This window comes from Nostoc sp. UIC 10630 (genome assembly GCF_010747425.1).
Classification (GTDB): Bacteria; Cyanobacteriota; Cyanobacteriia; order Cyanobacteriales; family Nostocaceae; genus Nostoc.
The window spans coordinates 1-25,699 of record NZ_JAAGOG010000124.1 but is presented as its reverse complement, the minus strand read 5'-3'; the positions used below and the strand labels follow the sequence as shown (position 1 = coordinate 25,699).

Sequence of the window (25,699 nt, the reverse complement as noted above, 5' to 3'; positions counted from 1 at the left end):
GAATTGGGAAGAGGACAAGGGGACAAGGGGAAAGACTTGTTTCAAGTTCTCACCTCTTGTCCCCTTGTCCCCTGCTCCCTTGCCCCCTGCTTCTTCCGGTTGTAAGGGTCTAATAGCAACCACTGCCACAAAAACCTTAGAATAAATAGGGTGTATTTAAATCTGTAACAAATATTTATGCCTCCTCGTTGGCCTCGCAAACCCGATCGCAAAGACGCTGATTATCGTAAGATCGATGACCGGATGAATTTTGCCACCCATGTAGCGATCGCTGCTACGATTAACTCTGGCTTGTGGTTTTTCCACATTTTGAAAGGCACTACCTGGGAGTGGCTGCCTTGGGTGACTTTAAGTTGGACAGGAATAGTGTTAGCGCATCTGATTTATATTAGTGCGATCGCTAACTACACCGAAACTCCACCCAAATCCACCTGAAGACGGACTACTAATGCTAGGGCGATTGTAACCTGTGGTAGTGGAATCAGCCTTTTAATTGAGTGATAATGTAAAAAAGCCTGAGATTTCGCACTTTTTCTTAATGTAGGGTTATTTTTATGGCTAAGACTAACACCACGGAATTACTAGAAGCCCTAGCAGCTGAAATTGGCGAAAATGTCTACATAGACATTGCCAAATGGCATCTTTATCTATCCAATGCCAAACTGCATACCCTTGTTGCGGAACGACTCTATCCTTTAATTACTTCCAACAGTGTAAATGAAGACCAAGTTTTAAAAGTCTTGGAATCCATTTCAGTAAAAATTGGCGGCGGTAGAAGTGAAATTCCTTTAATCGATTTACTGCCACTGCAATGCCAGGTTACTTTAGTTGATATTTTGGAAAAATATCAACGCGAATTCTAATCGCTAGAACCAAGATTATCTTAGTTTGACAATTTTATTAATCAGCATTTCCTAATTCGATTTTAGTTCCTGAATTAGGTATATGTTTGCTGTGTCTATTTTATAAAAATTAACTCTAGAGATACACACAGATGAATCTCGTTTAATTTCTGTGTGGATTTCTGATAAAAATTTCCTTTAATAATTAAGGAATATCCGCGTTCAAAATCAGTTTAGATTTGAGCGAGTTTATATTGAGACTCGCTTTGAACTTTCATGCAAACTCATTGAGGCAATTTCTATGCTTTTACAAGTTAAAGATAGTGGCGAATTAGTCAAGATTGTTGAAATTCAGGAATTAATTGACCCGAATAATGATGTTGTTCACGCAAAAGACCAAGAAGGTCAAGAAGAACAGCAACTTGATACTTTTAAAAAAGAAAATCTCGTTTTTCCTTCGGGTGAAGTTCTACCACGCTGTTGGTTAGATGCCGACTATCGGCACGACAATGCTTAATAATTAATATTAGGGTGGCATAGCCATGCTACCCTAATAAGTGCCAAATTATAACGCAGCTTTTTCTTCTGCCTTTACCGTTTCATTCTGCTGAAATTTCGGGAAAAATGTCTTAACAATCCAGTAAGTCAAGATGTGAGACAGTAATCCCAGAGGGCCAGCAAACAAACACAGTGCAAGAGAGTGAATTGTCCAAATACCTGTTTTTTGCCCTTCCCAATAAATCCAACGACCGACAAATAAATCCATGACTAGAAAATGAATCCAACCTGTTGCAGCAGCCGTTTCATCTGTAAAAAACTTAGCGATATCAGCTAATTGAGGATTTGATAAAGCTTGGGCATTTTCTGGCGTAATACTGCTGATAAACAAATACAAATATGCCCCAGCCAACAACACAAAGGGAAAATATGATGACATTATTTGCCGTGTAACTTTCCAGTTTGGCAATAAAATCATCAACGCCCAAAATGGCAAAACGAAAAGGTTGGCGACGTTAAAAAGTTGAGAGATCGTCATATTTTTGTAAAGTGAAGAATTTTCAGCTATTATTTATTTTGAATTAACTGGATATAGATCCCCGACTTCTTTAAGAAGTCGGGGATCTGGGTATACTTATAAAGCTACAAGTTGCGATTCGATTTCTGAAGACTTCAAATCACGTCCGATAAAAACTAAACGGGTTTGCCTAGCCTCTTCGGGTTTCCAGGGGCGATCGTAAAATTTATCAAATCGCGTTCCTACCCCTTGCATCACCAAACGCATAGATTTATTTGGCACTGCAACAAAGCCTTTTATCCGGTAAATTTCTTGTTGTTGTGCTAATTTCTCTAACTGCTGTTGCAGCTTTTCTGGATCAAAGGTACGATCCAAAACTAAATTAGTTGAAGTAATTTCTTCATCGTGGTTGTGGTCTTCTTCGGTATCGTGGTGACTGGGACGAGAATCTAAATTATCTTCAACTGCGGCTTGGAATCCTAATAATATAGATGCGTCTAGTTGGGAACGATCGCTCTCGACAATCTTCACCACTCTGGGCAACTCTTGCTTAATTAATTCCTCAACCCTCGCTTTTGTCTCAGCATCCACCAAGTCAATTTTATTCAACACCACTAAGTCTGCACAAGCAAGTTGGTCTTCAAACAGTTCTTGTAAGGGTGTTTCATGTTCTAGACTATCATCTGCTTGTCGTTGGGCTGCGATCGCATCTGGATCGCTAGCAAATGTCCCTGCTGCTACCGCCGCACAATCTACCACCGTAATTACCGCATCCACGGTGGCGGCGTTGCGAATTTCTTGCCAGCGAAAAGCCTTCACCAATGGTTTTGGTAAGGCTAAACCAGAGGTTTCAATCAAAATGCAGTCGATGCTATCTCGCCGCTTGATTAACTCTTGCATCGTCGGGTAAAACTCTTCCTGCACGGTGCAACATAAGCAGCCGTTGGTTAATTCAAAGATATTAGTGTCACCCTCACCATCTCCGGGGCAAATTTGACAGGATTTTAATAATTCCCCATCAATACCGAGTTCGCCAAATTCATTGACTAAAACGGCAATGCGGCGGCCTTGGTTGTTTTGTAGCAGGTGGCGAATTAGGCTGGTTTTTCCACTACCTAAGAAGCCTGTAATTACTGTGACAGGAATTTTCGTTGCCATATTTTTGCCTGATTTCCTCAGTATGAGAAGTTTTACGGGTTACAAACTTAAATACTGAGATTAAGCTTGGTTTGAAGATTGACTTAGTTATTTTAAGCTGAAAGTCTATGGTTAGCCGGAAAATATTACCGTTTTTGTTGAGTTTAGGTTTGGTTTTGATTCCACAAATCACTGTGGCGCAAACGGTAGAGGAGTTGGAACAAAAAGCGACATCTGCCGAAGAAGTGAAAAATTATCAAGAAGCTGCTAATATTTGGCGGAGTTTGATTGAACGGGATTCCAAAAACAGTTATGCCTACATCAAGCTAGCAGACATTCTATCTTCCCAAGGCAAGATTGCAGAGACGATCGCTGCTTATCGTCAAGGGTTGCAATTAACTCCCGATGCAGCGATTTACCTCAAATTAGGTAATTTTCTGGTTGAAAAGGGACGAACCACAGAAGCGATCGCTGCTTTCCGTCAAGCTGTCAAACTCGATGCTAAAAGTGATACAGCTTCCATCATTTTAGCGATGAATTTGATAGCAATGGGCAATCCAGAGGAAGCAGTAGTGGCTTATCGTCAAGCCATTAAAATCGAGCCTGATGACGATAATTACAACAATTTAGCCGATACCCTCTTCAAAATAGGCAAACGAGAAGAAGCGATCGCCGCTTACCGAGAAGCCCTAGAAATTAACCCAAAGAGCTATCAAGCATACAACAGTTTGGGTGATATTCTCGAATATTCAGAAGCAGTCGCAATCTATCGTCAAGCGAGTAAAAATGACCCAAAAAATGAAGTTTATTACGAAAAGTTAGCTGAACTCTCATTAAAGCGCGGTTTTGTAAATGAAGCGATCGCAGCCTACCGCCAATTAATTAAAATCGAGCCTGAAGCTTCAAGGTATGTAGAACTTGGTGATGTGCTGATGACACAAGAAAAACACCAAGAAGCGATCGCTCTTTACCGCCAAGCCGTTGCCACAAAACCCACTGATTATTATTACAGTAAATTAAATGAAGCACTAGCTCAACACGGAAACCTAGATGAAGCCTTGGCAAATTGCCAGAAGGTGGTAAAAATTGGTGAAGGCAGTTATGACACCTGCTCAAATATCAGCTTGCCACTTTACAAGCAAAAAGGCTTTCCTGCTGTTATGGAATTTTATCAGCCGTTGGCGAATTTAATACCACGTCGCCAAATGGCAGAACTTTACATCAAACTTGGCAGAGAGATTTCTTATGGTGAATCTGGTGATGGCTCAAAACAAGAGGCGGCAGCAGTTTTTCGAGAAGTGCTGCAAATAGATCCAGAAAACACTGATGCTCAAGATGCCCTCAAGAACTTAATCGCTTCATAATAAACTATCCAATCTTGTGGAGTGGGCAACATAAGCGCCTTTAGCTTGATGAAAGAATCGCTATAACTATGAATAAAAGTTCGGTTTTGGCAGTTCCTCATTTAATGCCCACTTTCCGATCTCTTGGATTTTGTAATCTACTGGATCGTGCAGAGTGAATGTGCGGAGATTACGCCAATAACGATCAAAGCCATATTTGGCACTAGTAGCACGTGCGCCCATAACTTCAAATATCCGGTTGGTAATGTCTAAACCGACTTTAGTTGCGAAGACTTTGGCAGTAGCAACCAAAAGCGCACATTCTGCCCGTTCTTCGGCGGTAAGTGACCATTCCCGCTCCCAAGCTGCTTGTAGTAATTCTCCTGCCTGCTCAGTAAGATACACGCCTGCTTGGAGATCAACCCAGATTTTGCCATAGTGCTGAAGGATGTAAGGATCTTGGGTTGCACTCTCTACACCTGATGTCAGCCAAGGTTTGGTATTAGTGGAAGTATATGTTTTAGCCGCTTCAAATGCTCCCTGTGCAATTCCCAGGTAGATATTAGCAAGATTCAATTGAGTTAAGCAGGCACGAATAGTATTGAAGGGTTGATTGGCTTTGTCTCTACTACCAAGAATTTCTTCAGGGTATACCAACACATTTTCAAAATTAACACTACCACTATCTGTTTGGCGTTGCCCCATATTATCCCAATCATCATGAACTGTAACGCCTTGCCGTTGGGTGGGAATTACCAGAATATTCAATTCACCAGTTTCTTGATGAGTGGCAGTAATCGGCAATATATCCGAGTCTTGAGAGCCAGAGCAAAAGCTTTTAATGCCGTTGAGACGGAAATAATCATTTTCTGGTGTCAGAGTAGTTCTTTTATCTAAAGGGTTGAGGGCATTGCACCAAAACCAATTGTTGTGAATAGTTTCTGAGTAATATCGCTGTTTTTGTTGTGCTGAACCAAAGATATGCGGAATTACTACACCTAGATGGTGGTAAGAAAAGACGTGAGCAATAGAGCTATCAACTTTGGCAAACTCGCGGGTAATTTGCAGAACAGTAATCCAGCTTTGCCCTAAACCATCGTATTCTGTGGGTACGATCAGTTTCAGTAAGTTGCTTTGGCGCAAGCGATCGCGTTCATGTTTTGGTGTTCCCCCTTGAGCATCCCGCTCTACAGCAGTTTCGGCAAATTCTTTTGCTAAAGACTTAGCTAAATCAAGATAATTTTGAGATTCTTCAGTTTCGATTAATTGCATATCTTGCAACTTCTCCTGCTAACGTTCTGTGAGGAGCAACTATAAGTTTGGCTGGAAAATTTTTAATCTACAGTGTTTTGATATAACTACCGTACTAATAGAAATATGATTGCACATTTTAACTAAAAAGACAAGTTTAAATCAAATTAATTTTGATAAAGCTATAGGTTATTAGTGCAATATAAAAAATATTTAGTTGAGATTCAAAAAGAAAAAAATATTTTAATCTACTTGTGTAGACACAAAGAAAGACGCTAATAAAATTTGGCACAGTCTTACAAAGAAATGATATCAGCAACGTTAAAATTTTTGGCGTTGCTGATTGAAAAGTAAATTTTTTCACGCAGACATGTTCCCGTTTGCATTTATTTAGCTCGCACTTTTACTATTTTTCTCTGTGCCTCTGCTTGAGATAAAAAATGCAGATTTTGGAATTCGTAGTTAATAATTAAATTACGAATTACGAATTATTCTAACGTCCTTCGCGATTTAAACTGAGGGAGAAAGCTGCATTTATCTCAAACAAGTAGTTTAGTTTAAGAATTACATCAATCAGAGGAATTGTTTGCCGCTCACAGTTCATTAAAGAAAACCCTAAAATTGTAGTTGCTTATTTACATGATTTAGTAGTTGCTAACTATTGATTTAATTCATCTCCAATCAAGGCAGCAGATTTACTAAATAAAGTGATTGATGTGAGAACAACTCAAGTAAATCAACTTTTTAATCCTGTATTTGGGAACCGTATCGATCCCACCCTCAAACCTCAATGGTCTTGGTTACTAAAAACTTTAAATCGGAGGTTGGAAGGAAAATATGGGATTTCACTATTTGATGTAGATTTCTGGCTCGATGATTATTTTTTAAGGCTTGTTTACAATCTACTAAATCTAGATTATCACTTTCATCAAGTTTTTTTTGCAAGTGAATTTTCTAGCAGCTATTTTGTCGAGGAGCAATTTAGCCGACATATAAAAGTTCTGTATGATAGATATGATTTACCGCTACAAGATGAAGATAGCGATCGCACAGCAATGTCCAGTTTAGGATGAAGAGCGCCCAGAAACTACCTAATTTTCAATTGCGGATTGAAAGAAAACCTTAAAAACTAAATCTAAAATTGAATGACTCCCAATACTTTTCGGTTAAGGGTTAAAGGGGAAGGGGTAAAGGTAAATTCAAACCCTTTACCCCTTCCCCTTTAACCTTTCCCCAGATCAAAAGAGAGATTGTTGGGTTTATCCGAAAAGTATTGGAATGGCTCCTAACTCCTTTAATCACAATTGAGGGGCAATCTCCCCATGCTTGCTTTCACAAATAGAAAACAGTCACAGGGCTATTGCCCCTAAATATTTGAGCGTTAATCGCTCTTGTTCCAGAAATACCTGTAAATTATCTTGCATCAGGCTGTCTGGACTTAGACTCCACACACCATACTCCGCAATGTCAATACCGTTACTCAGCAGTAACGAGTTCAGTACTACCACGTGTCCGTCGCCGTGTAATGCTGTTGAACACCATTACACCGATCGCTTTAATCAAATTGCCTTCCAATTCTTGGAACATCTTCATGTTCGTGCCAAAGGCGGCATTTGCTTCATCAACAATGCGATCGGTTGTCGCATCGTCAAGGGGTAATTCATCCAAAATTTGGCGATACTTTGCTTTAAATCCCTTCTCATCAGGAATTTCTGGAAATTCATAAAAAGCTGTTCCTTGCCCATCAGACAAATTCATCGCTGTTACAGCAATGTTTTTGAGAATTTGTCCCCCAGATAAGTCGCCCAAGTAACGAGTATATGAATGAGCGATTAACAGTTCTGGTTCTGTGGCAGAGATTTCTCGGATGCGCTTTACATAAGCTTCACCTGCGGGAGATAGTTTGATTTGCTCTCTCCAGTTGGCACCAAAATAATAACTCAGGTCTTGCTCTAAGGTATACTTGCGGTTTAGCTGGGGAAAGTTGATTTTAGAAAGAATTGGGTGCTGGCGGTGCTTTTCCATTTCTTCTTCCATCGCTGAGTAGACGAAGTAGAAGTTAGCAACTAGTTTCCGGTAAGAGTTTTTTTCGACTACTCCTTTTAAAAAGCACTTGACAAAACCTACATTTTCTGCCATTGTGTGGGCTTTCTTAGTGCCTACACGTAATTTGGTTGCTAAATTGCTGCTCATGCTAAATTTCTCAACTTTAAAAAGTTAACTGCCGAGTTTTAATTCACTAACGGCTAAAAAAGCCATTAAAACGTTACCTTAAAACTATTTGATGAGAATTTATATTAAAATTTTTTAAGCGGCGATGACTTTGTAGTTTTTTACACAGCAATAAAAGTACGGTAATATAACTTTACATTCTGGTGTTTTGATTTTCTGTTGTTATAAGCTAACTTTTGATTTCATTATTAGTTTTCCCAAAAAATATTCATAATGAAATCTAGGTAATATTCCTTACATTGTATTTCTTGTTCATAGCATTGCAAAATGTGAACTAAATACAGATAAAAATCACGACTCAAGCTAATGGCATAAAAGGAATAATTAGCTAAAATGTGGAGACTTTACTAATAATGTAAAAACCAATACTGACTTCATGAAATATTTACAATTAAAAAGTCTGAGGTTCAGTATAATTACGTAAAAGTAGATGAATTTCTAAAGAGAAAAAGCGTGTCAAAATTGCTGAATAAAGTCTTAAGTGCTATTTTTCAGTGTGATTGTGTGGAGTATTTAAATATATGGTTTCATCTATAACTCGGATACCAGGCATTCCTGGAGATTCTCCTTCCGAAGCTGAAGGATTGGGCAAAGGTATTGAAAGCAGTTTTGGACTGAATTTAATCCCACTACCGACAAATCCTTTATTTGGTACAGATGGGATTCGCGGGCGAGTCGGAGAATTGCTGAGTGCGCCCTTAGCATTGCAAGTTGGTTTTTGGACGGGGATTGTTTTACGTAACCATGCTACTCAAATAGGGCCAGTCATTCTCGGACAGGACTCTAGAAACTCCAGCGATATGCTAGCAATGGCTTTGAGTGCAGGGTTAACAGCAGCAGGATTAGAAGTTTGGTATTTGGGATTATGTCCCACTCCTTGCATTGCCTATCTCACCAGCATCAGTGATGCGATCGGTGGAGTAATGATTTCTGCTAGCCACAATCCCCCAGAGGATAATGGAATTAAGGTTTTTGCTGGAAATGGTGGCAAGTTACCGCAAATATTACAGGCAGAAATAGAAGCGGGGCTGCGTGGGAAAATATCACCCATTGCTAAAGTCAGTAATTGCGGACGGCATTACTCACGTTTTGAGTTAGTGGGACATTATGGCGAGGCGTTAAAAAAACCTTTAAACAGTGCCCTCAATCTTCAGGCAATGAAGATTGTTTTAGATTTGGCGTGGGGTGCAGCAGTGGGGTTAGCGCCATCAGTATTTACAGAAATGGGGGCAGAGGTGATCTGCTTGCATAACGAAGCAGATGGCGATCGCATTAATGTTAACTGCGGTTCCACTCATTTAGATATTCTTGCCGCCACAGTCCAAGAACACAACGCCGATATCGGCTTTGCCTTCGATGGCGATGCCGATCGCGTCTTAGCAGTAGACAATACTGGCAGACAAGTTAACGGCGATTACATTCTCTACTTGTGGGGACGGCATTTACAAAAAAACCAACAACTACCAGACAACCTGATTGTATCTACAGTCATGGCCAACTTAGGCTTTGAAAAAGCTTGGCAACAAATTGGTGGTAAATTAATTCGTACCGCCGTCGGCGATCAATACGTACAAGCCGAAATGCAGCGAACTGGGGCAATGTTAGGTGGCGAACAATCAGGTCATATTCTTTGCCCTCATTATGCTGTAACTGGAGATGGCTTGTTAACAGCCTTGCATATAGCAGCTTTGGTGAAAGAAGCGGGTGTTTCTCTAGCAGATTTAGTAGATCAAAGCTTCCAGACATATCCGCAAATCTTGCGGAACGTGCGAGTTACAGATCGCGATCGCCGTTTGGGGTGGCAAGATTGCGAACCAGTACAACAAGCGATCGCCCTTGCCGAAGCTGCAATGGGTGATTCTGGTAGAATCTTGGTTCGCGCCTCTGGTACAGAACCAGTAATCAGAGTCATGGTAGAAGCCGCCAATGCCGAACTTACCAACTACTGGACAAATGAATTAGTTTCAAAAGTCCAGCAACATCTGATGGACTAACTTAGCTATTATCTCAGCTTTTAACAAACGCCAATTTTCCGTCACAGCTTCTACAAATTAACCAGCCTTGGTTATCTGTAGAAGCTGTGACATTTGTATTTATATTGTTATATAATGTCCGATTAATTAATTATCATAAAACTCACCACGTCATCACATCAGTCTGAACGTGTTATTATTTACTTCGAGATTCTTTCCTATAAAACTCATATTTGATTTTTGAACAAACTTAGCAATACTCAAAAATGCTTCTTTTACTATTGCCTCTTAAGCGAATTAACTTGAAAACTCAAAGCAGATTCCTATACTTGATCTAAAAATAATATCATGCTTGTTTTTGTTATCCCACTTAAAAGTGCAAAAGTTTCCAATTCCTGGGAACGTGTTACCCAATTATTTGAAAGATGCATTAAATCAGTTTGCAATCAAACCTCACCTAACTTTCACGTTATTGTTGTTTGTCACGAAAAGCCAAAAATAGAATTCAATCATTCTCATATTACATACGTTACAGTTGATTTTTCTCCTCCCAACGAGACTAACCCTGTAGCGAAAGGAGACACAGATAAAGGGCGTAAAATCCTGAAAGGATTGATTTATGCTCAACAATTTTCTCCAACTCACACTATGGCAATTGATGCTGATGATTGTGTCAGCAAAAAATTAGCCCAATTTATTCAACAACATCCTGATTCGGATGGATGGGTTATTAACAAAGGTTATAAATATCAGGAAGGTAGTAAATATGTATATATTAAAAGAAGGAATTTTTATAAAATGTGCGGTAGTTGTAACATTATTCGCTACGATCTGAACTATTTGCCCGAAAGCGCAGAGTATAATCGTGGCTACGGATACTATAGATATTATATAGATCACGGCAAAGTTAGGGATATTTTAGAGAATAAAGGAAAAGCTATTAAATCATTACCATTTCTAGGAGCAGTTTATATCCTAGACACAGGAGAAAACCTTTTTGATAATTCCAAAAGATTAAAATTTAACATTTTTAATCGCAAATTATTAAATCAATCAGTTAAGGACGAATTTGGATTGTACAACTTACAGCAATCTCAAAATATTTGTCAAGTATAATGTATTACTTTGATGCTGATAGGCTACAGCGCTACTATGCCGAAAATAAAGTCAAAATCCAAGACATCTAAAAAATCGAAAAAGCAGACTTCTAAGGAAACTTCTACTCTTAGTCTCAAAGAACAGTTAGCCCAAAAACGCAAAGCAGCCCTAGCACGTAAAGAACTCATTAGTTTACTCACCACCGCCATTTTTGGCGGTTTATTCGTTGGCGTTGTGCTTTTTTTCGTAGGTGGAATTAAAGCAGCAGTCCCCGGTGTTTTAGGGATAATCATCATGTCCCTTTCTTACAAATACCCACGCCAAGCGCTATATGCCTTCATCATTTACGTACCTATTGGGGGTACTATCACCTACTATTTAGGCAGTAGTCCCATACTCCAATTAGCTAAAGATGCCTTTTATGTTCCAGCGCTAATTGGACTTTGGCAAACTTGTCGAAAGCAGGGATTACCTTTAATTATTCCCCAAGGCATTAAAATTCCGCTTTATATCGTTTTGGCTTGCAGTGTACTAACACTATTATTTGTCAATGGTGGACAGCAGTTTAACCCGCCTAGCGTCGGACTATTAGAAAAAGTAGAGAAAGAAATACCTTTAGGTATGGGAATTTTGGGGCTAAAAGTATTTTTAGGCTATGTCCCTCTAATTGGTTGTGCTTACTATCTAATTCGGGATAAGCGGGATTTTCTCTTTTTATCGCGCCTCCAAATTGTTCTCATACTGTTTTGTTGTGTGTTGGGATGTATCCAATACCTCTTACTACTAACTGGTATATGTCAAGGCACTAGAGGTCTTGAAGGAAATGCCCTATTTGTCACATCATTAGAAGCCCGGTGTTATTTTGGTGGAGCGCTTTTATATAGTCCCGAAGAAGGGGTAATTCGTCTGCCAGGAACATTTGTAGCCCCTTGGCAATGGGCGTGGTTCTTAATTTCCAGCACCTTTTTTACCTTTGCCACCGGCTTCACCGATCCCTCTTTTATTTGGCGGATAGTCGGTTTAGGTTCTTTAGTGACAGTCTTTATCAATGCTGTAATTTCTGGACAAAGAATTGCCTTAGCCTTAGTACCAATATGCTTCGGGATTTTGCTATTGCTGACTGGTCAAATTGGCAACCTTAAAAAATTTATCCCCATAGGTATAGGACTGGCTATAGTTTTAGGAATTGTGATGGTAAGTAACCCTACCGTCGTCCAAGAGAGAACCGAGAGTTTTACCAGTCGCTGGGACGCTTCACCACCTCAAGATTTTATCGTCCAGCAATTTGAAGAGAATTGGAAAAATGTAGATGGGCCGTTAGGAAGTGGCTTAGGTCGAGCAACTAACTCTGCCCGCGCAATGGGTAAAACTAAACTGGTAGAAACCTACTACCCCAAAGTCCTTTTTGAAGTTGGAATTATTGGAGTACTGGCTTTTTTGGGTTTGGTAACAAGTTTAACAATTATTGGCTTTAAAACCTATCGCTCCATAAAGAACCGTAATTTCCGCAGTTACGGAGCAGCTTTATGGGTGTTTATATTGTTTATTAGCTACAACACCTACTACTATCCTCTAGATGTTGACCCGGTTGCTGTCTATTATTGGTTTTTTGCGGGAGTTCTTTTTAAACTGCCAGAACTAGAGAAACAAGATAAGGAAGATGCCGACCCTGAGCAAAAAAACAAGAGAAAACGTCTAAAAACAATTTAAATGAAATAAAAATGGCAAAAGTTATCATAGGAGGTCAAAAACACCTCAGCATTCCCAACTTACCTCGAAATTCTCGGCATACACTCATCTACCCCAAGCCTTTCCCCGCAGGCAGATATCCTATAGAAAAAATTTGGTATCCTTTAGCCAGTTTTATGGCTTGGCAACCTGTATGGCAAAGATACCAAGCAATTCATTCTTTCAACAGAATTTTATATACAAATAAACCTTGGTTTCTTACTTTTGAGGATCATCGTATTTTATATAGAAATCCTCATAATCAAGTTGAAGCAGCAATTTATGAATTATTAAATAATCGATTAGCACTAGACAATTGTCAAAAAATTATTGCAATTTCTGATTATGCCAAGTTGAGATTAATCAAGCGGATAGAAGGTTGGGAAATAGAAGAAAAAGTAAGTAAGAAAGTGGATGTTATTCATCCCAACTTCCCAATAAAAGTTAAGCAATCGAAACTTTATCAGGAACAGCAAAATCTCCAGCTTGTATTTATTGGAAATCACATTGCCCGTAAAGGCGGAGTTGTTGCTTTAAGACTAGCCCAAAAAGCTGAAAAACTAGGTTTGCCCATTACTGTACATATAATATCGGGACTGGAACATGGTTCAGGAGTTCCAACTGATTTCCCCGATCGCAGTAAATATGTAGAGGATTTAAAGTTACTTAAATTAAATAACGTTGTCTTTCATAGAAATATTCCTAATGACAAAGTTATTGAGTTATTATCGCAAAGTCATTTTCAATTAATGGCGACATTACATGATACTTATGGCTTTAGTATCATCGAAGGTTTTTCTGTTGCAACTCCTGCAATTACGACAAATGTATGCGCCTTACCAGAGTTTGTTCGTAATGGTGAAAATGGCTATATTTTAGAGTTGCCAATTAATGAAATTAGGCACTGGAGCAATTGGCTACATGGAGAGAAAACTAAAACTGATGAATATTGGGAGATTGTCGATAGCACTTATGACTATTTAGCAGAACAAGCATTGCAACAAATCATGCAATTTCTTGATAGAAGTGATAAACGAGAACATTACGAATTTTTAAGTGCAGGAGCATTAGCTCAAGCGCAACTTGTACATAACTCCGAAAAGCAAAATGAGTTATTTGATAATCTCTATGCGGCTGCGGCGGTGGGAATATAAAAAATTAAAAGCAATCTTAATCAGTTATTCGGTTATTGACTGACTGTAAATTAAGGCAACAGTAGCTTAGTAAAGTTAATGAAAATTAATTTTTATCAGGTTATTATCAAAATAGAAAAATTACTTAATAAAAATCATGGATAATTATCCTTTAATTTCTGTAGTTATCCCGACTTATGGTAGAGAGGAAGCTTTACGAGATAGCATTGTAGATGTCCTGAAACAGGATTATCCCAATTTTGAAGTTTTAGTAATAGACCAAACTCCAACGCACCAGCCAGAAATTCAAGCCTACCTAGAAGAGATGGCAGATGTAGGTAAAATTAAATGGTTGCGATTAGATTGGGCAAGTTTACCAGGAGCGCGAAATTATGCTGTGCGACGGTCTTGTGGTGAAATAATATTATTTATTGATGATGATGTTCAGCTAACCCCAGAATTGTTAGCAGCCCATGCGAAAAATTATTTGCAAAATCCAGAAGTGGGGGCTGTCGCCGGACGGGTGTTTGACAGAATGAAATTAGGTGATTCTGGAGGAGATTTACAGATTGAATATCTGCCTCCCGAAGCTATGGACCCAGGAATTGCTTGGTATCATATTGATTTAGTACATACCACCAAACCTCAGCAAGTACTGACAGCCAGGGGTTGTAATATGTCATTTCGCCGCGAAATATTTACTAAGTACGGATTGAGGTTTGATGAGAGGTTTCGCGGTAGTGCAGTGCGCGAAGAGTCAGATTTTTGTTTGCGGGTGAGACAGACGGGGTATAAGATTTGGTACGACCCAGAAGCCCATTTGGTGCATTTAGGCGAAGAAACAGGGGGTTGTCATGATATTAGTATGCGATCGCTAAAATATCAACTCACCTTTTATCACAACCATTTCCTACTAGGGCTGAAAAACCTGACTGCGACTCAAGCTTTACGCCTATACGGTCGTTTATTTGACTGTCATGTTCTGGGACGACCACCTTGCCATAAAAGTGGTTCCCCCATCAAAATTGCCACTCGCGGTATTTTCTACATTTTGGGTTTTTTCAAAGCCTTGGGTACTGTCATCCAATCACTATGGAATGATGGTCAAATTTACAGTCGATTGGATAAACAAGTTTAGTTATTAGTCATTTGTCATTTGTCATTGGTCATTGGTCATTAGTCATTAGTGAATAACAAAGGATAAATGAAAATCTTAGTTGCTAGTCATACTTATATCGTAGACCTAAACTGTGAGAAGTTACGCGCTTTATCTCAACTAGAACCTGACATTGAAGTGACAGTTGTAGTGCCAAAGCGTTGGAAACCAGGCGGTGTACAAAACAGAATTATTGAAACAGAATACCGTGATGAAGGCAGATTTAGAATAGTTCCAGTTTCTAATTTTAGTCAAAATCATCAGGGGCTTCTTACTTTTGGCGCTGATTTGATATCTTTATTAAAACAATTCCGCCCGCAAATCATCCAAGTAGAACAAGGGTCTAGAGCCTTGGCTTATACTCAGATGATTACCTTAAATCAGCTCTTAGGACTCAAGGCAAAAAATGTGTTTTTTACTTGGTGGAATCTTCCTTACCAACTGAAACTACCAATTTCTTTATTAGAAAAATATAACCTCAACCACAGCCACGGCATTATCTCTGGCAATCAGGATGGAGCAGAAGTTTTGCGACAACGGGGATATACAGGAGCAATTAAAGTCATGCCGCAACTGGGCGTAGATGAAAGTTTATTTACTCCCAAAGCTCAACCAGAGTTAGCAGCTAAATTTGGTATTCATAAAGAGGATTTTGTAGTAGGTTTTGTAGGGCGATTTGTCCAAGAAAAGGGTTTATTAACGCTTTTGCAAGCTTTAATTGCATTGAAAAATAAACCTTGGAAATTACTACTACTGGGGCGAGGAGAGTTGCAGACTGAATTACTCAAAATCGCGGCAGAAAACAATATTAAAGAACGGTTAATTTTAATCGAAAGTGTTCCTCATGATGAGGTTGTAAGCTATATAAATTTAATGAGTACTTTAGTATTACCTTCAGAAACAACTTACAAGTTTAAAACCTTAACTTCTGCTGGCTGGAAAGAGCAATTTGGTCATGTGCTAATTGAAGCGATGGCTTGCCAAGTTCCTGTGATTGGTTCTGATTCAGGTGAAATTCCCTATGTAATTGGTGATGCTGGCTTAGTATTTCCTGAAGGTGATGTTCAAGCTTTTGCTAATTGCTTAGTTCAATTAATGGATAAACCAGATTTTGCTCATAATCTCGGTGAAATGGGTTATCAAAAAGCAATGGTTCAATATACAAATAAAGCTTTGGCGAAACAGCAATTAGAGTTTTATCAAGAGTTGGTCATTAGTCAGTAGTCATTGGTCATTAGTGAAGAATAAAGGATAAAAGATAAATGACAAATGACAAAAAAATGAAAATATTACAAATAGTTCCCTCAATTTCTCTGATTTACGGTGGCCCCAGTCAAATGGTACTAGGGCTAGCTCCGGCGTTAGTAAAAGAGGGGGTGGAAGTTACAATTCTCACAACTGATAGTAATGGCGATAATGGTCAAACACCTTTAGATGTTCCTTTAAATCGCCCAATTAAACAAGATGGCTATGAAATAATTTACTTTCATTGTGCGCCGTTTCGTCGCTACAAATTTTCCCTTGATTTATTAAACTGGCTAAAACTTCACGCTCACGAGTTTGACATAGCACATATCCATGCTCTATTCTCCCCAATAATTAGCGCTGCTGCTATTGTGTGTCGTCAGCAAAAGCTACCTTATATTTTCCGTCCTTTGGGTACTCTCGATCCGGCTGATTTACAGAAGAAAAAGCAATTAAAACAGCTTTATGTTGCAATTATAGAACGTCAAAATTTAGCTGGTGCGGCAGCAATTCATTTTACTAGCGAGCAAGAAGCTAAAATATCAGAAAGATTTGGGGTATCTACGCCAGATTTGGTGATTCCCTTGGGTGTGATTCCCCGTCAATCTTCTATTAAAAATGTATGTAATCAGCTAGAAATACCAAAGGATGTGCCTTTGATGCTGTTTATGTCACGAATTGACCCCAAAAAAGGGTTAAATTTGTTGATTCCGGCGCTAGAGAAGCTGTTAGCGGTTGGTTATAAGTTTCATTTTGTCTTAGCTGGTACTAATCCTCAAGATCCAGATTACGAACAAAAGATAATATCCCAAATTCAAAATTCACCACTGCGATCGCACACTACAATTACAGGCTTTGTCACTGGTGAACTCAAAGTCAGTTTACTACAAGCTGCTGATTTATTTGTCTTGCCTTCTTACTACGAAAATTTTGGGATTGCTGTAGCTGAAGCGATGGTTGCAGGTGTACCCGTAGTCATTTCTGACCAAGTGCATATTTGTCAACAAATACGTGATAGTGAGTCGGGTTGGGTAGGCGCAACAGATGTCCAAGCACTGTTAGAGTTACTGCAAGAGGCTTTGGAAAATCCCGCAGAACGACAACGTCGAGGATTAAATGCCCAAAAGTACGCCTTAGAAAATTTTAGCTGGGATGCGATCGCAAGGCAAACAATCCAAGCCTACCAAAAAATTCTGGCAATTTAACCCAACGCAGACAACAGCAATTTTTGCCAAATAGGTGCGAGAATTGCTTTGACAACGATATCCGCAATCACAAAACCAATCCCAATTAACATATAAGTTTTCGGAAAGGGATACTTCGGAACTTCGCCTCTGATGCGAGTTACTAAATTTAATCCTAATGCAGCTAAAGCTACCCCAGTGGCAATAAACCCGATTATCCGCAGAAGTGACCAAGGATACCACCCTAAAATAGCTGCTAACCAAGGTTTAGCACTAACTTTTACCAATTCAGCAACATAAAAATTCATGTAGTTCAGCATCCAAGTGCCAAATATTAATGCCACGCTACTAATAGTGGCAACGCAGAGAATACAAAAAATCCCGTAGTGCAATAAATGGTTTGGTAAAAATAAATTGAGTGAACCTTCCATACCTTCTCCCGTGCGAATCCAGTGAAACATCTCTGTAGTGTATGACTGTCCACGAAGGATGACTTTTGCTGCTGTTTCTGGTGCGATCGCAGTTGCTACAATTACAGCAATACTCTGCAAAACTCCCCACAATAACATCCACCAAAAAGCACTTTTATATTCTTGACGACGCACTTGTAACAAGAAAATGGGATAGGGAACAGCAGTACCTAAAATCGGCATCAACCAAGGAAGTCCAAAAACAAAACTTGCAGTTGTGCTGAGGATAACACCAATAACCAAAAGGATTACTATCATCATTAATTCAAAATTCAAAAATAATAAATATATTTGTAACCTTTATTCTCATTACTTGTTTTGTGACAATTAAATTTGTCATAGCTTATAAATTTCTCATAATATTGCATCGATGCGAAGAAAAATTATCGGAATTTTGCAATAATGTGGAAATGTTGCAACTCAATAAGCCAGACGTGCAATAGCTTATAGTTAGCTATCGCCCTGATATTTGCAATCTTCTATGTAAAGAAAAACCTATAGATAAAAATAATAAACTAAAGCATATATGTGTACTTTAGTCAATAGTTTTTACCTCCTTTTAATCACTGATCTGAGAGCGCTGACAACCTAAAATTTTGTTTCAAACTGCTAAAGTCCGATTGGGAAATCGGGGTTTTATGTCATGATGACATACTAGAATATATATGCCTTTCTAACTACAGGGAATCTCACATGGCTCTCCGTCTAGGTGACACAGTACCCAACTTTACGCAAGCCTCAACACACGGCGACATCGATTTTTACCAATGGGCAGGTGACAGCTGGGTTGTGCTGTTCTCTCACCCTGCTGATTTTACACCTGTTTGTACAACAGAACTTGGCACAGTTGCCAAGCTAAAACCAGAATTTGACAAGCGCAATGTCAAAGCGATCGCACTCAGCGTTGATGACGTAGAATCTCACAAAGGCTGGGTGGGAGACATTGAAGAAACTCAAAGCACCACCCTTAACTACCCAATTTTGGCGGATGCAGATCGCAAAGTTTCTGAGCTTTACGACATGATCCACCCCAATGCTAATGCGTCAGTGACAGTGCGATCGGTGTTCGTGATTGACCCCAATAAAAAACTCCGCCTAAGTTTCACCTATCCTCCCAGCACGGGACGTAACTTTGATGAACTTTTGCGGGTAATTGATTCTCTGCAATTGACTGATAATTACAGCGTGGCGACACCAGCTGACTGGAAAGATGGAGAGGATGTTGTAATTGTCCCCTCACTCAAAGATCCAGAAGTACTTAAAGAGAAATTCCCCAAAGGTTACGAGGAAATCAAACCCTATTTGCGGATGACTCCTCAGCCTAACAAGTAAATCTGAGAATGATTTCGGATAAAAAGCAAAGACGCAAAGATATAACTTTGCGTCTTTGTTTATTTGGGTGAGAATATAGTCAGTGGGCTAGGCATCCGAACCTGGAGGAAATCCCGATGTTTTCATCTCCTTTGGTTTTGCAAATTCCGTCATCAATGCAAATGACAGACGAACAATTTTTTGATTTCTGTCAGATGAATCGAGACTTACGCATTGAGCGAAATAAATTTGGAGAGATATCAATTATACCGCCTACAGGTGGTACAACAGGCAACCGTGGAGGCAACATCTTTGGACAATTGTGGGTGTGGTCGGAACAAGATAGTACAGGTATAACTTTTGACTCTAGTACTGGATTTAAACTATCAACAGGTGCAAACAGATCGCCAGATGCTTCTTGGATTAAGCTAGAACGGTGGAATTCTCTGTCTCCAAAACAACAAGAAAAGTTTGTACCTATTTGTCCAGATTTTGTAGTTGAACTCAAATCTCCCAGCGACAACCTCCAGACTTTGAAAGAAAAAATGGAAGAATATATGAATGAGCCAGGAATACAGTTAGGCTGGTTGATTGACCGTAAGCAGCATAAAGTCTATATTTATCGTCCTGGATTGTCAGAGGAATGTTTAGATAATCCTGCCACTGTAAGCGGCGAGTCGGTATTGCCTGGGTTTTTTTTGAATATGAGTAAAGTTTGGTAAGAAAATTTTATTTAAATTTAGGCTGGCGACGATACAGCAATTTAAATTGGGAAATTGGTGTGACATCTAAGGGTAATTGAATAGTAAAAGTGCTAAGCTAATCGTCATTTAAATTGCATCATTTTCAGGTAATAAAAGCTACAAACCATCTCCCTTGCTCCCTGCCCCCTGCCCCCTGCGATCTCAATGTGCAAATTAAATGCTTAACAGCTTAATATATGAGAAGTGATTACTTTAATATATGAGAAGTGATTACTACAGATATGTTGTTAGCCAAGGGAAAAATTCTGTGGTTGAGGCTTTCCCGTCAGCTGCTTCGACCAAGGCGCTTGGCTTTCGTTGAAGCTTGCATAATTGGTTTAGTTTCTGGGCTAGCAGCAGTTCTGCTAGGACAGGCGGTAGACTGGGCGGGAGCATGGCGAGTACATCTTTCTTACATCTGGCCTGCTTACTTGGTACTACCAGGCATTGGACTGGTAGGGGGAATCTTAGCTGGTTGGCTAGTAGAGCGCTTCGCACCTGAAGCATCAGGTAGTGGGATGTCTGAAGTGAAAGCGGTATTGGCTCGTGTGCCGATGCCATTAAATCTGCGAATCGCTTTGGTCAAGCTGGTCAGCGCTACACTAGTTCTGGGTTCTGGAATGCCTTTAGGACGGGAAGGGCCAACTGTCCAAATTGGGGCAGCTTTGGCAAATCAACTTAGTAACTGGGTACCGACTTCACCAGAGCATCGCCGCCAACTGATCGCCGCCGGAGCCGGGGCTGGATTAGCAGCGGCTTTTAATGCACCGATCGCCGGTGTGCTGTTTGTAGTGGAAGAATTACTCCAAGATGTGTCAGGTATCACTCTTGGCACTGCGATTTTGGCTTCTTTCATCGCTTCAGTCATCTCCAGACTGTATGGTAGTCACAGCTTGGATCTGAATCATCTGGATTTAGGATTTTCACATACCACTTTCTTCGCTCAGGAAATCCCTTTCTACTTGATTTTAGGGGTGCTGGCTGGGCTAATAGGCATTCTGTTTAATAAAAGTATTCTTGCAAGTCTGGCAATTAATCGGCGTTTCCTCAACCTGAGTTTACCCTGGCGAATTGGAATTGTGGGGTTAGTGACTGGTGTTGCGATCGCTCTGTTACCTGTCACCTTTCGCAATAATGCTGGGCTGAGAGAAATTTTGCTTGTAGGTAGTGGTAATTGGCTATTTGCAGCGATCGCTCTTTTAGTCCAATTTACCCTAATTATTTTAACCTACGGCTCAGGAGCGCCAGGGGGTTTGCTGGTTCCCACATTGGTCTTGGGTGCTGCCCTTGGCTATTTGGTTGGTGCTGTCGAACAGAGTTTGCTGGGAATGAGTGCTGCAACAACCTACGCTCATGTGGGGATGGCTGCACTTTTTAGCGCCGTCTCTAAAGTGCCGATTACAGCAGTCGTCATTGTGTTTGAGATGACGACAGATTTCAATCTGGTGCTACCGTTAATGATTGTATCTGTGATTGCTTATTTAGTAGCAGAAAAAATTGACCCGCGATCGCTCTATGACCTTCTACTAGAGTAGAAAGGGATTCACATTACAAAAGAGCCAGGCACAGAGGGAATTTTAGCACAAATAACTGCCGCAGATGTGATGCAGCGACGTGTCGAAACCCTATCTAGCCAGATGAGTATTGATGAGGCAGTGCAGGCATTTTCCGACTCTCACCATCGCAACTTCCCAATTTTAGAAAAAGGTAAAGTTGTTGGCATTATCACTCAGAAAGATTTAGTTAATCTTGCCTCGCAACAGTTAAGTGGAAATACAACTATCAACAAGATTATGACACCAGAGCCAGTAACAGCGAGTCCCACAGCGACGCTGGCTTATGTGCTGCATATACTTAATCGTTATCACCTAAGTTGCTTGCCTGTTACAGAAGGTCGGAAGCTAGTAGGAATTATTACTCGTAGTGATATTATCCGTGTAGAAGCAGAGAGGTTGAGTGGTAATACCCAACAGATAGAATCGAAATCAGCACCTTCTTATGTGATTTACCAAACTCGCGCTCCAGCTACAGGCAAAGGAAGGTTACTAGTACCACTTTCGCATCCACAGACAGCCGAGACTTTATTGGAAATGGCTGGGGCGATCGCTAGAGCTAACAATTACGAAATAGAATGCCTACAAGTAATTATTGTTCCATCTAACCGTATCCCATCTGAAACACCAGTACAAATTACCAAAAGCCTTGAGCTTTTACAGAAAGCAATACTGTTAGGAGAGAAGTGGCGGATTCCCGTTCACACCCAGATTCGAGTTACCCATAATGTCGCTGGAGCAATTTTGGAGACTGTCAAAGATCGACACATTGATTTGGTATTAATGGGATGGAAAGGCACTACATCAACTCCTGGTAGAGTTTTCAGCCGAGTGGTAGATACCATAATTCGACAGGCAGGTTGTGATGTTGTCTTGGCTAAATTGGATGATAAAAGAGCTTTTGACCGTTGGTTGCTGCCAATGGCAGGTGGCCCTAACTCCAGCCAAGCAATTCGGTTATTACCTGCTCTTGCTTCCTTAAGTAAATCCCCCCAAATCAATCTATGTCAAATATTCCAGCCTACTAAGTCTCTACCTGACACAACATTACTAGATAAATCTGTTCACTTTCTCCAACGCCGAGTTAAAGGTAAAGTGGTGGCGACTCCAGTCCAAGCCAATTCTGTTTCTGAGGCTGTACTTGAATGCGCCCAGCAAGACAATAGTGATGCTATTGTTTTGGGAGCTAGCCGTGAAAGTCTACTACAACAGGTAATTCAAGGAAATATTGCAGAAAATATTTCTCGCAAGAGTAATTGCACAGTTATTATGGTCAAAACTTAATTACGTAGGTGCAAGCTTACACATAAGAAATTACGCATTAGTTTTGACTTTCATCGGCGAGTATACAGTAAAGGTTGCACCTTAATTAGGGCAGCTATGAGCAATAATACTGCTCCAGTTAATGCACTCGTCCAGTTTTTCAAATCTGTTACCCTAGTACCCACCCTTGATAACTAACGCTTATTTAGCAAACAATCTGACTCCAGAACCAGTGATTTGTTTGGCGATCGCACTAATTTTTTGAGTCCATGAATGATCTGGATACCGCAAACAGAAAATTCCACCACTCCCTAATTCAAACATCTCTTCACAAACAGGGAGTATTCCAGCCACAGGGGTTTTGTAGGTATTCTCCACTCGTTTCCCTAACTCTTTGAAATCTAAAGATGGCAGAGCTTTGTTGATCACTATTAGCATTTTAGGTACTTCTAGCTTACGAGCAACATCTATCGCTACTGCTGTACCTTGATAATCCTGTTTATCTGGACGGAGAATCAGCACCAAGACATCAGAAAGAATAATAGATAGCAATGTTTCTTCGTTAATGCCAGGATGAGTATCGATCAACAGATAGTCAAGTTTTAAACGACGAACTAAATTATGTAAACCATCATTCAGCCGGCGTGCGTCATAGCCCTCGCGCAAGATTCGAGAAATGTCACTCATCTTAATGCTGGAAGGAATTAGATGAACACTTCCCTGGCGACCAAAAAATGTTTGTTTTTGTTTGAGAATGGCGCTAACGTCATAAACTGCTTCTTCAATTTGACAACGACCCCAAAGATAATCGTTCAAGGTGTAGCGGATTCGTTCTTGTTCAAGACCAAATAGAACGTGGATTCCAGGAGATTGGATATCTGTATCAACTATCCCAACTCGCTTTCCAGAACGAGCGATTAGGGCAGCAAGATTACTCGTGACATTTGACTTACCAGTTCCGCCTCGAAATGAGTGAATGGAAATAATTTCAGACATAATAAATCCTCAATACTAATTTTTAATTCGTAATTATTAATTATTAATTTGGAGCATTTCGTTTATTTCTGATTTCTTTTGCCTCCTCCTGCAATTTTTGGAATGTTTTTGATTCAGCAATTTCTGCAACTTCACGCGCACGTTTAGCTTCATCAACTTCTATACGCAGTGTATGCAACTGTTGTCTGAATTGTTGTTCACGGGCAGAAATTTCATGCACCATGCGTTGAAAAACTCGTCCTAATTGTCCTAACTCATCATGACGTTGCACAATCGATGTTAGCTTTTCACGATCGTACTCTTGTGCTTCTTCGACACTAATTTCATTCATACTAATTTTCTGAGCAAGTTGAGCCATTGGTTTAAGCGGTTGTAGTACATTTCGCTTTAACAAATAATTAATGAGCAAAATCATGATGGCGAAGATCGTAATAAATAAGCTAATGAATAGAACAAAAGCACGATGAGCATCCTCAAAGACTTGCTTGGCAGGAATATAAATAATTTGTGTGCCTAAAATTTCATTGAGTTTCCACCCAAAGCCATTTTCTGAACCATAACTAGCAATCTGACTTTTGGGAGCAACTTCAGGAGTGCTATGACAGCGTAGACACGTTGGATTATTAATGGAAAATGGACGAGCGTTATAAAACATTTTCTCGTCATAAGATTGATGAAAACCGGATATGTTTTTCAACCCTGGCTCCTTGCGAAATCGTTCGATAAGTTCCGTTTCAAATACATCTGCTTTATCTCGTAAGTTAGTCGGGTTTAGGTTGGCATCTTTGTATAAAAAATCTTTAAACTCTTCGTTTTTCCGAAGATTATCAAACACTTCTCTTACTGCAAAGCTGGGAACAACTTCAGGGATAAATGTGGCTTGAGTGTCCAGCATAGGTGTCAGAATAGGATTGATACGCGTGTGTGTATAGTTCCTCACTGAGTTCATAGTTTCTGCAATAACTTGGCTACGATAAGCGATTTCGGCTTCTGCTTTTTGCTCAAGTGCATGAGATAAAGCAAAACCACTAACCGCGATCGCACCGATGAACACCAGTAATAAAAGTAAAGTAAATTTAGTTGCTAATTTGAATCTATTAAACATTGTTGTTTGAGTTTTTATTTACAACATTGCTAGAAACTGATAACTATAATTTCTTAATTTAGTTTAGTTAGTGATGGATGTAAAATACTCTCATTTATTAGGATTAATCCTAGTTTTGCATTCATGCTTCTACGTTTAGTCATACTACGATATTGCAGTGAAATGCCACATCTGCAAGCAAATCCATGACTTTTGTAGTAACTAGCTTGGTTAGCCTATGACGAAAGTCTTACCTATTGCCCAATACCATATAGCGAAAGTCAGACCACATCTACTTACTTCGCTTAGGTAAAATCCTAGACGTTTTTCAGATGTACATAACTAAGTTGATTTCGTATTCTAGAGACATCAAGCGAGGGAAGCGGTAAGCGACTAACCAGCAAATCACTCTTTCTGCTTGATACAACACACATTACACATTAAGGAAAAAACATCATGTCTGACAACATTCAACCCGTAGAATTATCTGCTGAAGAATTGGACAACGTAGCTGGTGGTGCTTTTAGCTTCGTCGATGCTGACAACTACAACGCAATTGATCAGCAAGCGGGTGCAACTGTTCTCGGTGCTAATGGCGGTATTAGTTCTTTGAACACTCAGCAAACTGCTGTATCTCATCAAAGTTTGCACGAAATCAAAGCAACTGGCTTGTTTCCTTCCACTCTCGAGAATTAGTAACAGAACACTAATTACACAGAGCAGAATTCAATAAAGCGTTCTGCTTGATAGAACACACATTAAACACATTACACATTAAGGAGAAAACATCATGTCTGACAACATTCAACCCATAGAATTATCTTCTGAAGAATTGGACAACGTAGCTGGTGGTGCTTTTAGCTTCGTCGATGCTGACAACTACAACGCAATTGATCAGCAAGCGGGTGCAACTGTTCTCGGTGCTAATGGCGGTATTAGTTC

Annotated in this window: 24 protein-coding genes and 1 pseudogene; 17 read left to right on the top strand and 8 right to left on the bottom strand. The window is 39.8% G+C overall.

The window, feature by feature from the left end; translation table 11 throughout:
- Window positions 1-177 precede the first annotated feature (177 nt).
- From G1O98_RS24730 to G1O98_RS24720, 3 genes are all read left to right on the top strand, one after another.
- Window positions 178-435, top strand: a complete 258-nt coding sequence (locus G1O98_RS24730; RefSeq protein ID WP_114082016.1) for a 2TM domain-containing protein — start codon at window positions 178-180, stop codon at window positions 433-435.
- Between the two features lie 119 nt (window positions 436-554).
- Window positions 555-863, top strand: coding sequence for a DUF3181 family protein (locus G1O98_RS24725; RefSeq protein ID WP_114082015.1), 309 nt, complete (start codon window positions 555-557; stop codon window positions 861-863).
- A gap of 280 nt (window positions 864-1,143) precedes the next feature.
- A complete protein-coding gene (locus tag G1O98_RS24720; RefSeq protein ID WP_163933187.1) occupies window positions 1,144-1,359 on the top strand; it encodes an acetyltransferase in 216 nt (71 codons plus the stop codon).
- 48 nt (window positions 1,360-1,407) lie between these two features.
- Here G1O98_RS24720 and G1O98_RS24715 read toward each other — a convergent pair whose 3' ends face one another.
- Together G1O98_RS24715 and cobW are read right to left on the bottom strand one after the other, a co-directional pair.
- Window positions 1,408-1,878: an ABA4-like family protein gene (locus G1O98_RS24715; protein ID WP_163933184.1), complete on the bottom strand. Its 471-nt coding sequence runs from the start codon at window positions 1,876-1,878 to the stop codon at window positions 1,408-1,410.
- A gap of 96 nt (window positions 1,879-1,974) precedes the next feature.
- Complete coding sequence (cobW, locus tag G1O98_RS24710; RefSeq protein WP_163933181.1) at window positions 1,975-3,015, bottom strand: cobalamin biosynthesis protein CobW; 1,041 nt, start codon at window positions 3,013-3,015, stop codon at window positions 1,975-1,977.
- A 107-nt stretch (window positions 3,016-3,122) separates the two neighbouring features.
- On the opposite strand from cobW, the gene G1O98_RS24705 reads away from it, so the two are divergent.
- The gene (locus tag G1O98_RS24705; RefSeq protein WP_163933178.1) at window positions 3,123-4,358 is read left to right on the top strand and encodes a tetratricopeptide repeat protein; all 1,236 of its coding nucleotides are present in this window, start codon (window positions 3,123-3,125) and stop codon (window positions 4,356-4,358) included.
- Window positions 4,359-4,424: 66 nt separating this feature from the next.
- On the opposite strand, the gene G1O98_RS24700 is transcribed toward G1O98_RS24705, so the two are convergent.
- Complete coding sequence (locus tag G1O98_RS24700) at window positions 4,425-5,609, bottom strand: acyl-CoA dehydrogenase family protein (RefSeq protein ID WP_163933175.1); 1,185 nt, start codon at window positions 5,607-5,609, stop codon at window positions 4,425-4,427.
- A 695-nt stretch (window positions 5,610-6,304) separates the two neighbouring features.
- On the opposite strand from G1O98_RS24700, the gene G1O98_RS39070 reads away from it, so the two are divergent.
- Window positions 6,305-6,661, top strand: a complete 357-nt coding sequence (locus G1O98_RS39070; RefSeq protein ID WP_175586857.1) for a hypothetical protein — start codon at window positions 6,305-6,307, stop codon at window positions 6,659-6,661.
- A 276-nt stretch (window positions 6,662-6,937) separates the two neighbouring features.
- Here the strand turns inward: G1O98_RS39070 and G1O98_RS24690 are convergent, their stop codons facing one another.
- Window positions 6,938-7,096 (bottom strand): hypothetical protein, encoded by a 159-nt coding sequence (locus G1O98_RS24690; RefSeq protein ID WP_163933173.1) that lies wholly within the window; start codon window positions 7,094-7,096, stop codon window positions 6,938-6,940.
- Window positions 7,065-7,781 carry a heme oxygenase (biliverdin-producing) gene (locus G1O98_RS24685; protein ID WP_163933170.1) on the bottom strand — a complete coding sequence of 239 codons (717 nt, stop codon included), beginning with the start codon at window positions 7,779-7,781 and terminating at the stop codon, window positions 7,065-7,067. Before G1O98_RS24685 ends, G1O98_RS24690 begins: the two co-directional genes overlap by 32 nt.
- Window positions 7,782-8,341: 560 nt before the next feature.
- On the opposite strand from G1O98_RS24685, the gene glmM reads away from it, so the two are divergent.
- From glmM to hpsP, 7 genes are all read left to right on the top strand, one after another.
- On the top strand, window positions 8,342-9,814 hold the full coding sequence (gene glmM, locus G1O98_RS24680; RefSeq protein ID WP_163933167.1) for a phosphoglucosamine mutase: 1,473 nt from the start codon (window positions 8,342-8,344) through the stop codon (window positions 9,812-9,814).
- 327 nt (window positions 9,815-10,141) lie between these two features.
- A complete protein-coding gene (locus tag G1O98_RS24675) occupies window positions 10,142-10,909 on the top strand; it encodes a glycosyltransferase family A protein (RefSeq protein WP_163933164.1) in 768 nt (255 codons plus the stop codon).
- A gap of 36 nt (window positions 10,910-10,945) precedes the next feature.
- On the top strand, window positions 10,946-12,601 hold the full coding sequence (gene hpsL, locus G1O98_RS24670; RefSeq protein WP_163933161.1) for a hormogonium polysaccharide biosynthesis protein HpsL: 1,656 nt from the start codon (window positions 10,946-10,948) through the stop codon (window positions 12,599-12,601).
- Between the two features lie 11 nt (window positions 12,602-12,612).
- Window positions 12,613-13,773: a glycosyltransferase family 4 protein gene (locus G1O98_RS24665; RefSeq protein ID WP_163933158.1), complete on the top strand. Its 1,161-nt coding sequence runs from the start codon at window positions 12,613-12,615 to the stop codon at window positions 13,771-13,773.
- 136 nt (window positions 13,774-13,909) lie between these two features.
- Entirely contained in the window at window positions 13,910-14,890 is a 981-nt protein-coding gene (gene hpsN / locus G1O98_RS24660) for a hormogonium polysaccharide biosynthesis glycosyltransferase HpsN (protein WP_163933155.1), read from the top strand.
- A gap of 66 nt (window positions 14,891-14,956) precedes the next feature.
- Entirely contained in the window at window positions 14,957-16,132 is a 1,176-nt protein-coding gene (hpsO, locus tag G1O98_RS24655; protein ID WP_163933152.1) for a hormogonium polysaccharide biosynthesis glycosyltransferase HpsO, read from the top strand.
- A 56-nt stretch (window positions 16,133-16,188) separates the two neighbouring features.
- Complete coding sequence (gene hpsP / locus G1O98_RS24650) at window positions 16,189-17,358, top strand: hormogonium polysaccharide biosynthesis glycosyltransferase HpsP (RefSeq protein WP_163933190.1); 1,170 nt, start codon at window positions 16,189-16,191, stop codon at window positions 17,356-17,358.
- Here hpsP and G1O98_RS24645 read toward each other — a convergent pair.
- On the bottom strand, window positions 17,355-18,068 hold the full coding sequence (locus tag G1O98_RS24645; RefSeq protein ID WP_163933149.1) for a hypothetical protein: 714 nt from the start codon (window positions 18,066-18,068) through the stop codon (window positions 17,355-17,357). The genes hpsP and G1O98_RS24645 overlap by 4 nt on opposite strands.
- A 432-nt stretch (window positions 18,069-18,500) precedes the next feature.
- On the opposite strand from G1O98_RS24645, the gene G1O98_RS24640 reads away from it, so the two are divergent.
- The 3 genes and pseudogenes from G1O98_RS24640 to G1O98_RS24630 all read left to right on the top strand — a co-directional run bounded on the left by G1O98_RS24640 (window position 18,501) and on the right by G1O98_RS24630 (window position 22,698).
- Window positions 18,501-19,139, top strand: coding sequence for a peroxiredoxin (locus G1O98_RS24640; protein WP_100900226.1), 639 nt, complete (start codon window positions 18,501-18,503; stop codon window positions 19,137-19,139).
- 116 nt (window positions 19,140-19,255) lie between these two features.
- Entirely contained in the window at window positions 19,256-19,840 is a 585-nt protein-coding gene (locus tag G1O98_RS24635; RefSeq protein WP_163933146.1) for a Uma2 family endonuclease, read from the top strand.
- Between the two features lie 263 nt (window positions 19,841-20,103).
- A pseudogene (locus G1O98_RS24630) lies at window positions 20,104-22,698 on the top strand (chloride channel protein).
- 180 nt (window positions 22,699-22,878) lie between these two features.
- Here G1O98_RS24630 and G1O98_RS24625 read toward each other — a convergent pair.
- Together G1O98_RS24625 and G1O98_RS24620 are read right to left on the bottom strand one after the other, a co-directional pair.
- Window positions 22,879-23,673 (bottom strand): MinD/ParA family protein, encoded by a 795-nt coding sequence (locus G1O98_RS24625; RefSeq protein WP_012408494.1) that lies wholly within the window; start codon window positions 23,671-23,673, stop codon window positions 22,879-22,881.
- Between the two features lie 43 nt (window positions 23,674-23,716).
- Entirely contained in the window at window positions 23,717-24,778 is a 1,062-nt protein-coding gene (locus tag G1O98_RS24620) for a DUF3365 domain-containing protein (protein WP_163933143.1), read from the bottom strand.
- Window positions 24,779-25,213: 435 nt separating this feature from the next.
- Between G1O98_RS24620 and G1O98_RS24615 the strand changes: the two genes are divergently transcribed.
- Together G1O98_RS24615 and G1O98_RS38800 are read left to right on the top strand one after the other, a co-directional pair.
- Window positions 25,214-25,453: a CTB family bacteriocin gene (locus G1O98_RS24615; RefSeq protein WP_163933140.1), complete on the top strand. Its 240-nt coding sequence runs from the start codon at window positions 25,214-25,216 to the stop codon at window positions 25,451-25,453.
- 94 nt (window positions 25,454-25,547) lie between these two features.
- Window positions 25,548-25,699 (top strand): CTB family bacteriocin (locus tag G1O98_RS38800; protein ID WP_194248892.1); only part of this gene is annotated, 152 nt, incomplete at its 3' end.

Excerpts from the sequence above, each read along its gene's own strand:
- G1O98_RS24730 (WP_114082016.1), top strand. The coding sequence starts at position 178 with ATGCCTCCTCGTTGGCCTCGCAAACCCGATCGCAAAGACGCTGATTAT.
- G1O98_RS24725 (WP_114082015.1), top strand. The coding sequence starts at position 555 with ATGGCTAAGACTAACACCACGGAATTACTAGAAGCCCTAGCAGCTGAA.
- G1O98_RS24720 (WP_163933187.1), top strand. The coding sequence starts at position 1,144 with ATGCTTTTACAAGTTAAAGATAGTGGCGAATTAGTCAAGATTGTTGAA.
- G1O98_RS24715 (WP_163933184.1), bottom strand. The coding sequence starts at position 1,878 with ATGACGATCTCTCAACTTTTTAACGTCGCCAACCTTTTCGTTTTGCCA.
- cobW (WP_163933181.1), bottom strand. The coding sequence starts at position 3,015 with ATGGCAACGAAAATTCCTGTCACAGTAATTACAGGCTTCTTAGGTAGT.
- G1O98_RS24705 (WP_163933178.1), top strand. The coding sequence starts at position 3,123 with ATGGTTAGCCGGAAAATATTACCGTTTTTGTTGAGTTTAGGTTTGGTT.
- G1O98_RS24700 (WP_163933175.1), bottom strand. The coding sequence starts at position 5,609 with ATGCAATTAATCGAAACTGAAGAATCTCAAAATTATCTTGATTTAGCT.
- G1O98_RS24685 (WP_163933170.1), bottom strand. The coding sequence starts at position 7,781 with ATGAGCAGCAATTTAGCAACCAAATTACGTGTAGGCACTAAGAAAGCC.
- glmM (WP_163933167.1), top strand. The coding sequence starts at position 8,342 with ATGGTTTCATCTATAACTCGGATACCAGGCATTCCTGGAGATTCTCCT.
- G1O98_RS24675 (WP_163933164.1), top strand. The coding sequence starts at position 10,142 with ATGCTTGTTTTTGTTATCCCACTTAAAAGTGCAAAAGTTTCCAATTCC.
- hpsL (WP_163933161.1), top strand. The coding sequence starts at position 10,946 with ATGCCGAAAATAAAGTCAAAATCCAAGACATCTAAAAAATCGAAAAAG.
- G1O98_RS24665 (WP_163933158.1), top strand. The coding sequence starts at position 12,613 with ATGGCAAAAGTTATCATAGGAGGTCAAAAACACCTCAGCATTCCCAAC.
- hpsN (WP_163933155.1), top strand. The coding sequence starts at position 13,910 with ATGGATAATTATCCTTTAATTTCTGTAGTTATCCCGACTTATGGTAGA.
- hpsO (WP_163933152.1), top strand. The coding sequence starts at position 14,957 with ATGAAAATCTTAGTTGCTAGTCATACTTATATCGTAGACCTAAACTGT.
- hpsP (WP_163933190.1), top strand. The coding sequence starts at position 16,189 with ATGAAAATATTACAAATAGTTCCCTCAATTTCTCTGATTTACGGTGGC.
- G1O98_RS24645 (WP_163933149.1), bottom strand. The coding sequence starts at position 18,068 with ATGATGATAGTAATCCTTTTGGTTATTGGTGTTATCCTCAGCACAACT.
- G1O98_RS24640 (WP_100900226.1), top strand. The coding sequence starts at position 18,501 with ATGGCTCTCCGTCTAGGTGACACAGTACCCAACTTTACGCAAGCCTCA.
- G1O98_RS24635 (WP_163933146.1), top strand. The coding sequence starts at position 19,256 with ATGTTTTCATCTCCTTTGGTTTTGCAAATTCCGTCATCAATGCAAATG.
- G1O98_RS24625 (WP_012408494.1), bottom strand. The coding sequence starts at position 23,673 with ATGTCTGAAATTATTTCCATTCACTCATTTCGAGGCGGAACTGGTAAG.
- G1O98_RS24620 (WP_163933143.1), bottom strand. The coding sequence starts at position 24,778 with ATGTTTAATAGATTCAAATTAGCAACTAAATTTACTTTACTTTTATTA.
- G1O98_RS24615 (WP_163933140.1), top strand. The coding sequence starts at position 25,214 with ATGTCTGACAACATTCAACCCGTAGAATTATCTGCTGAAGAATTGGAC.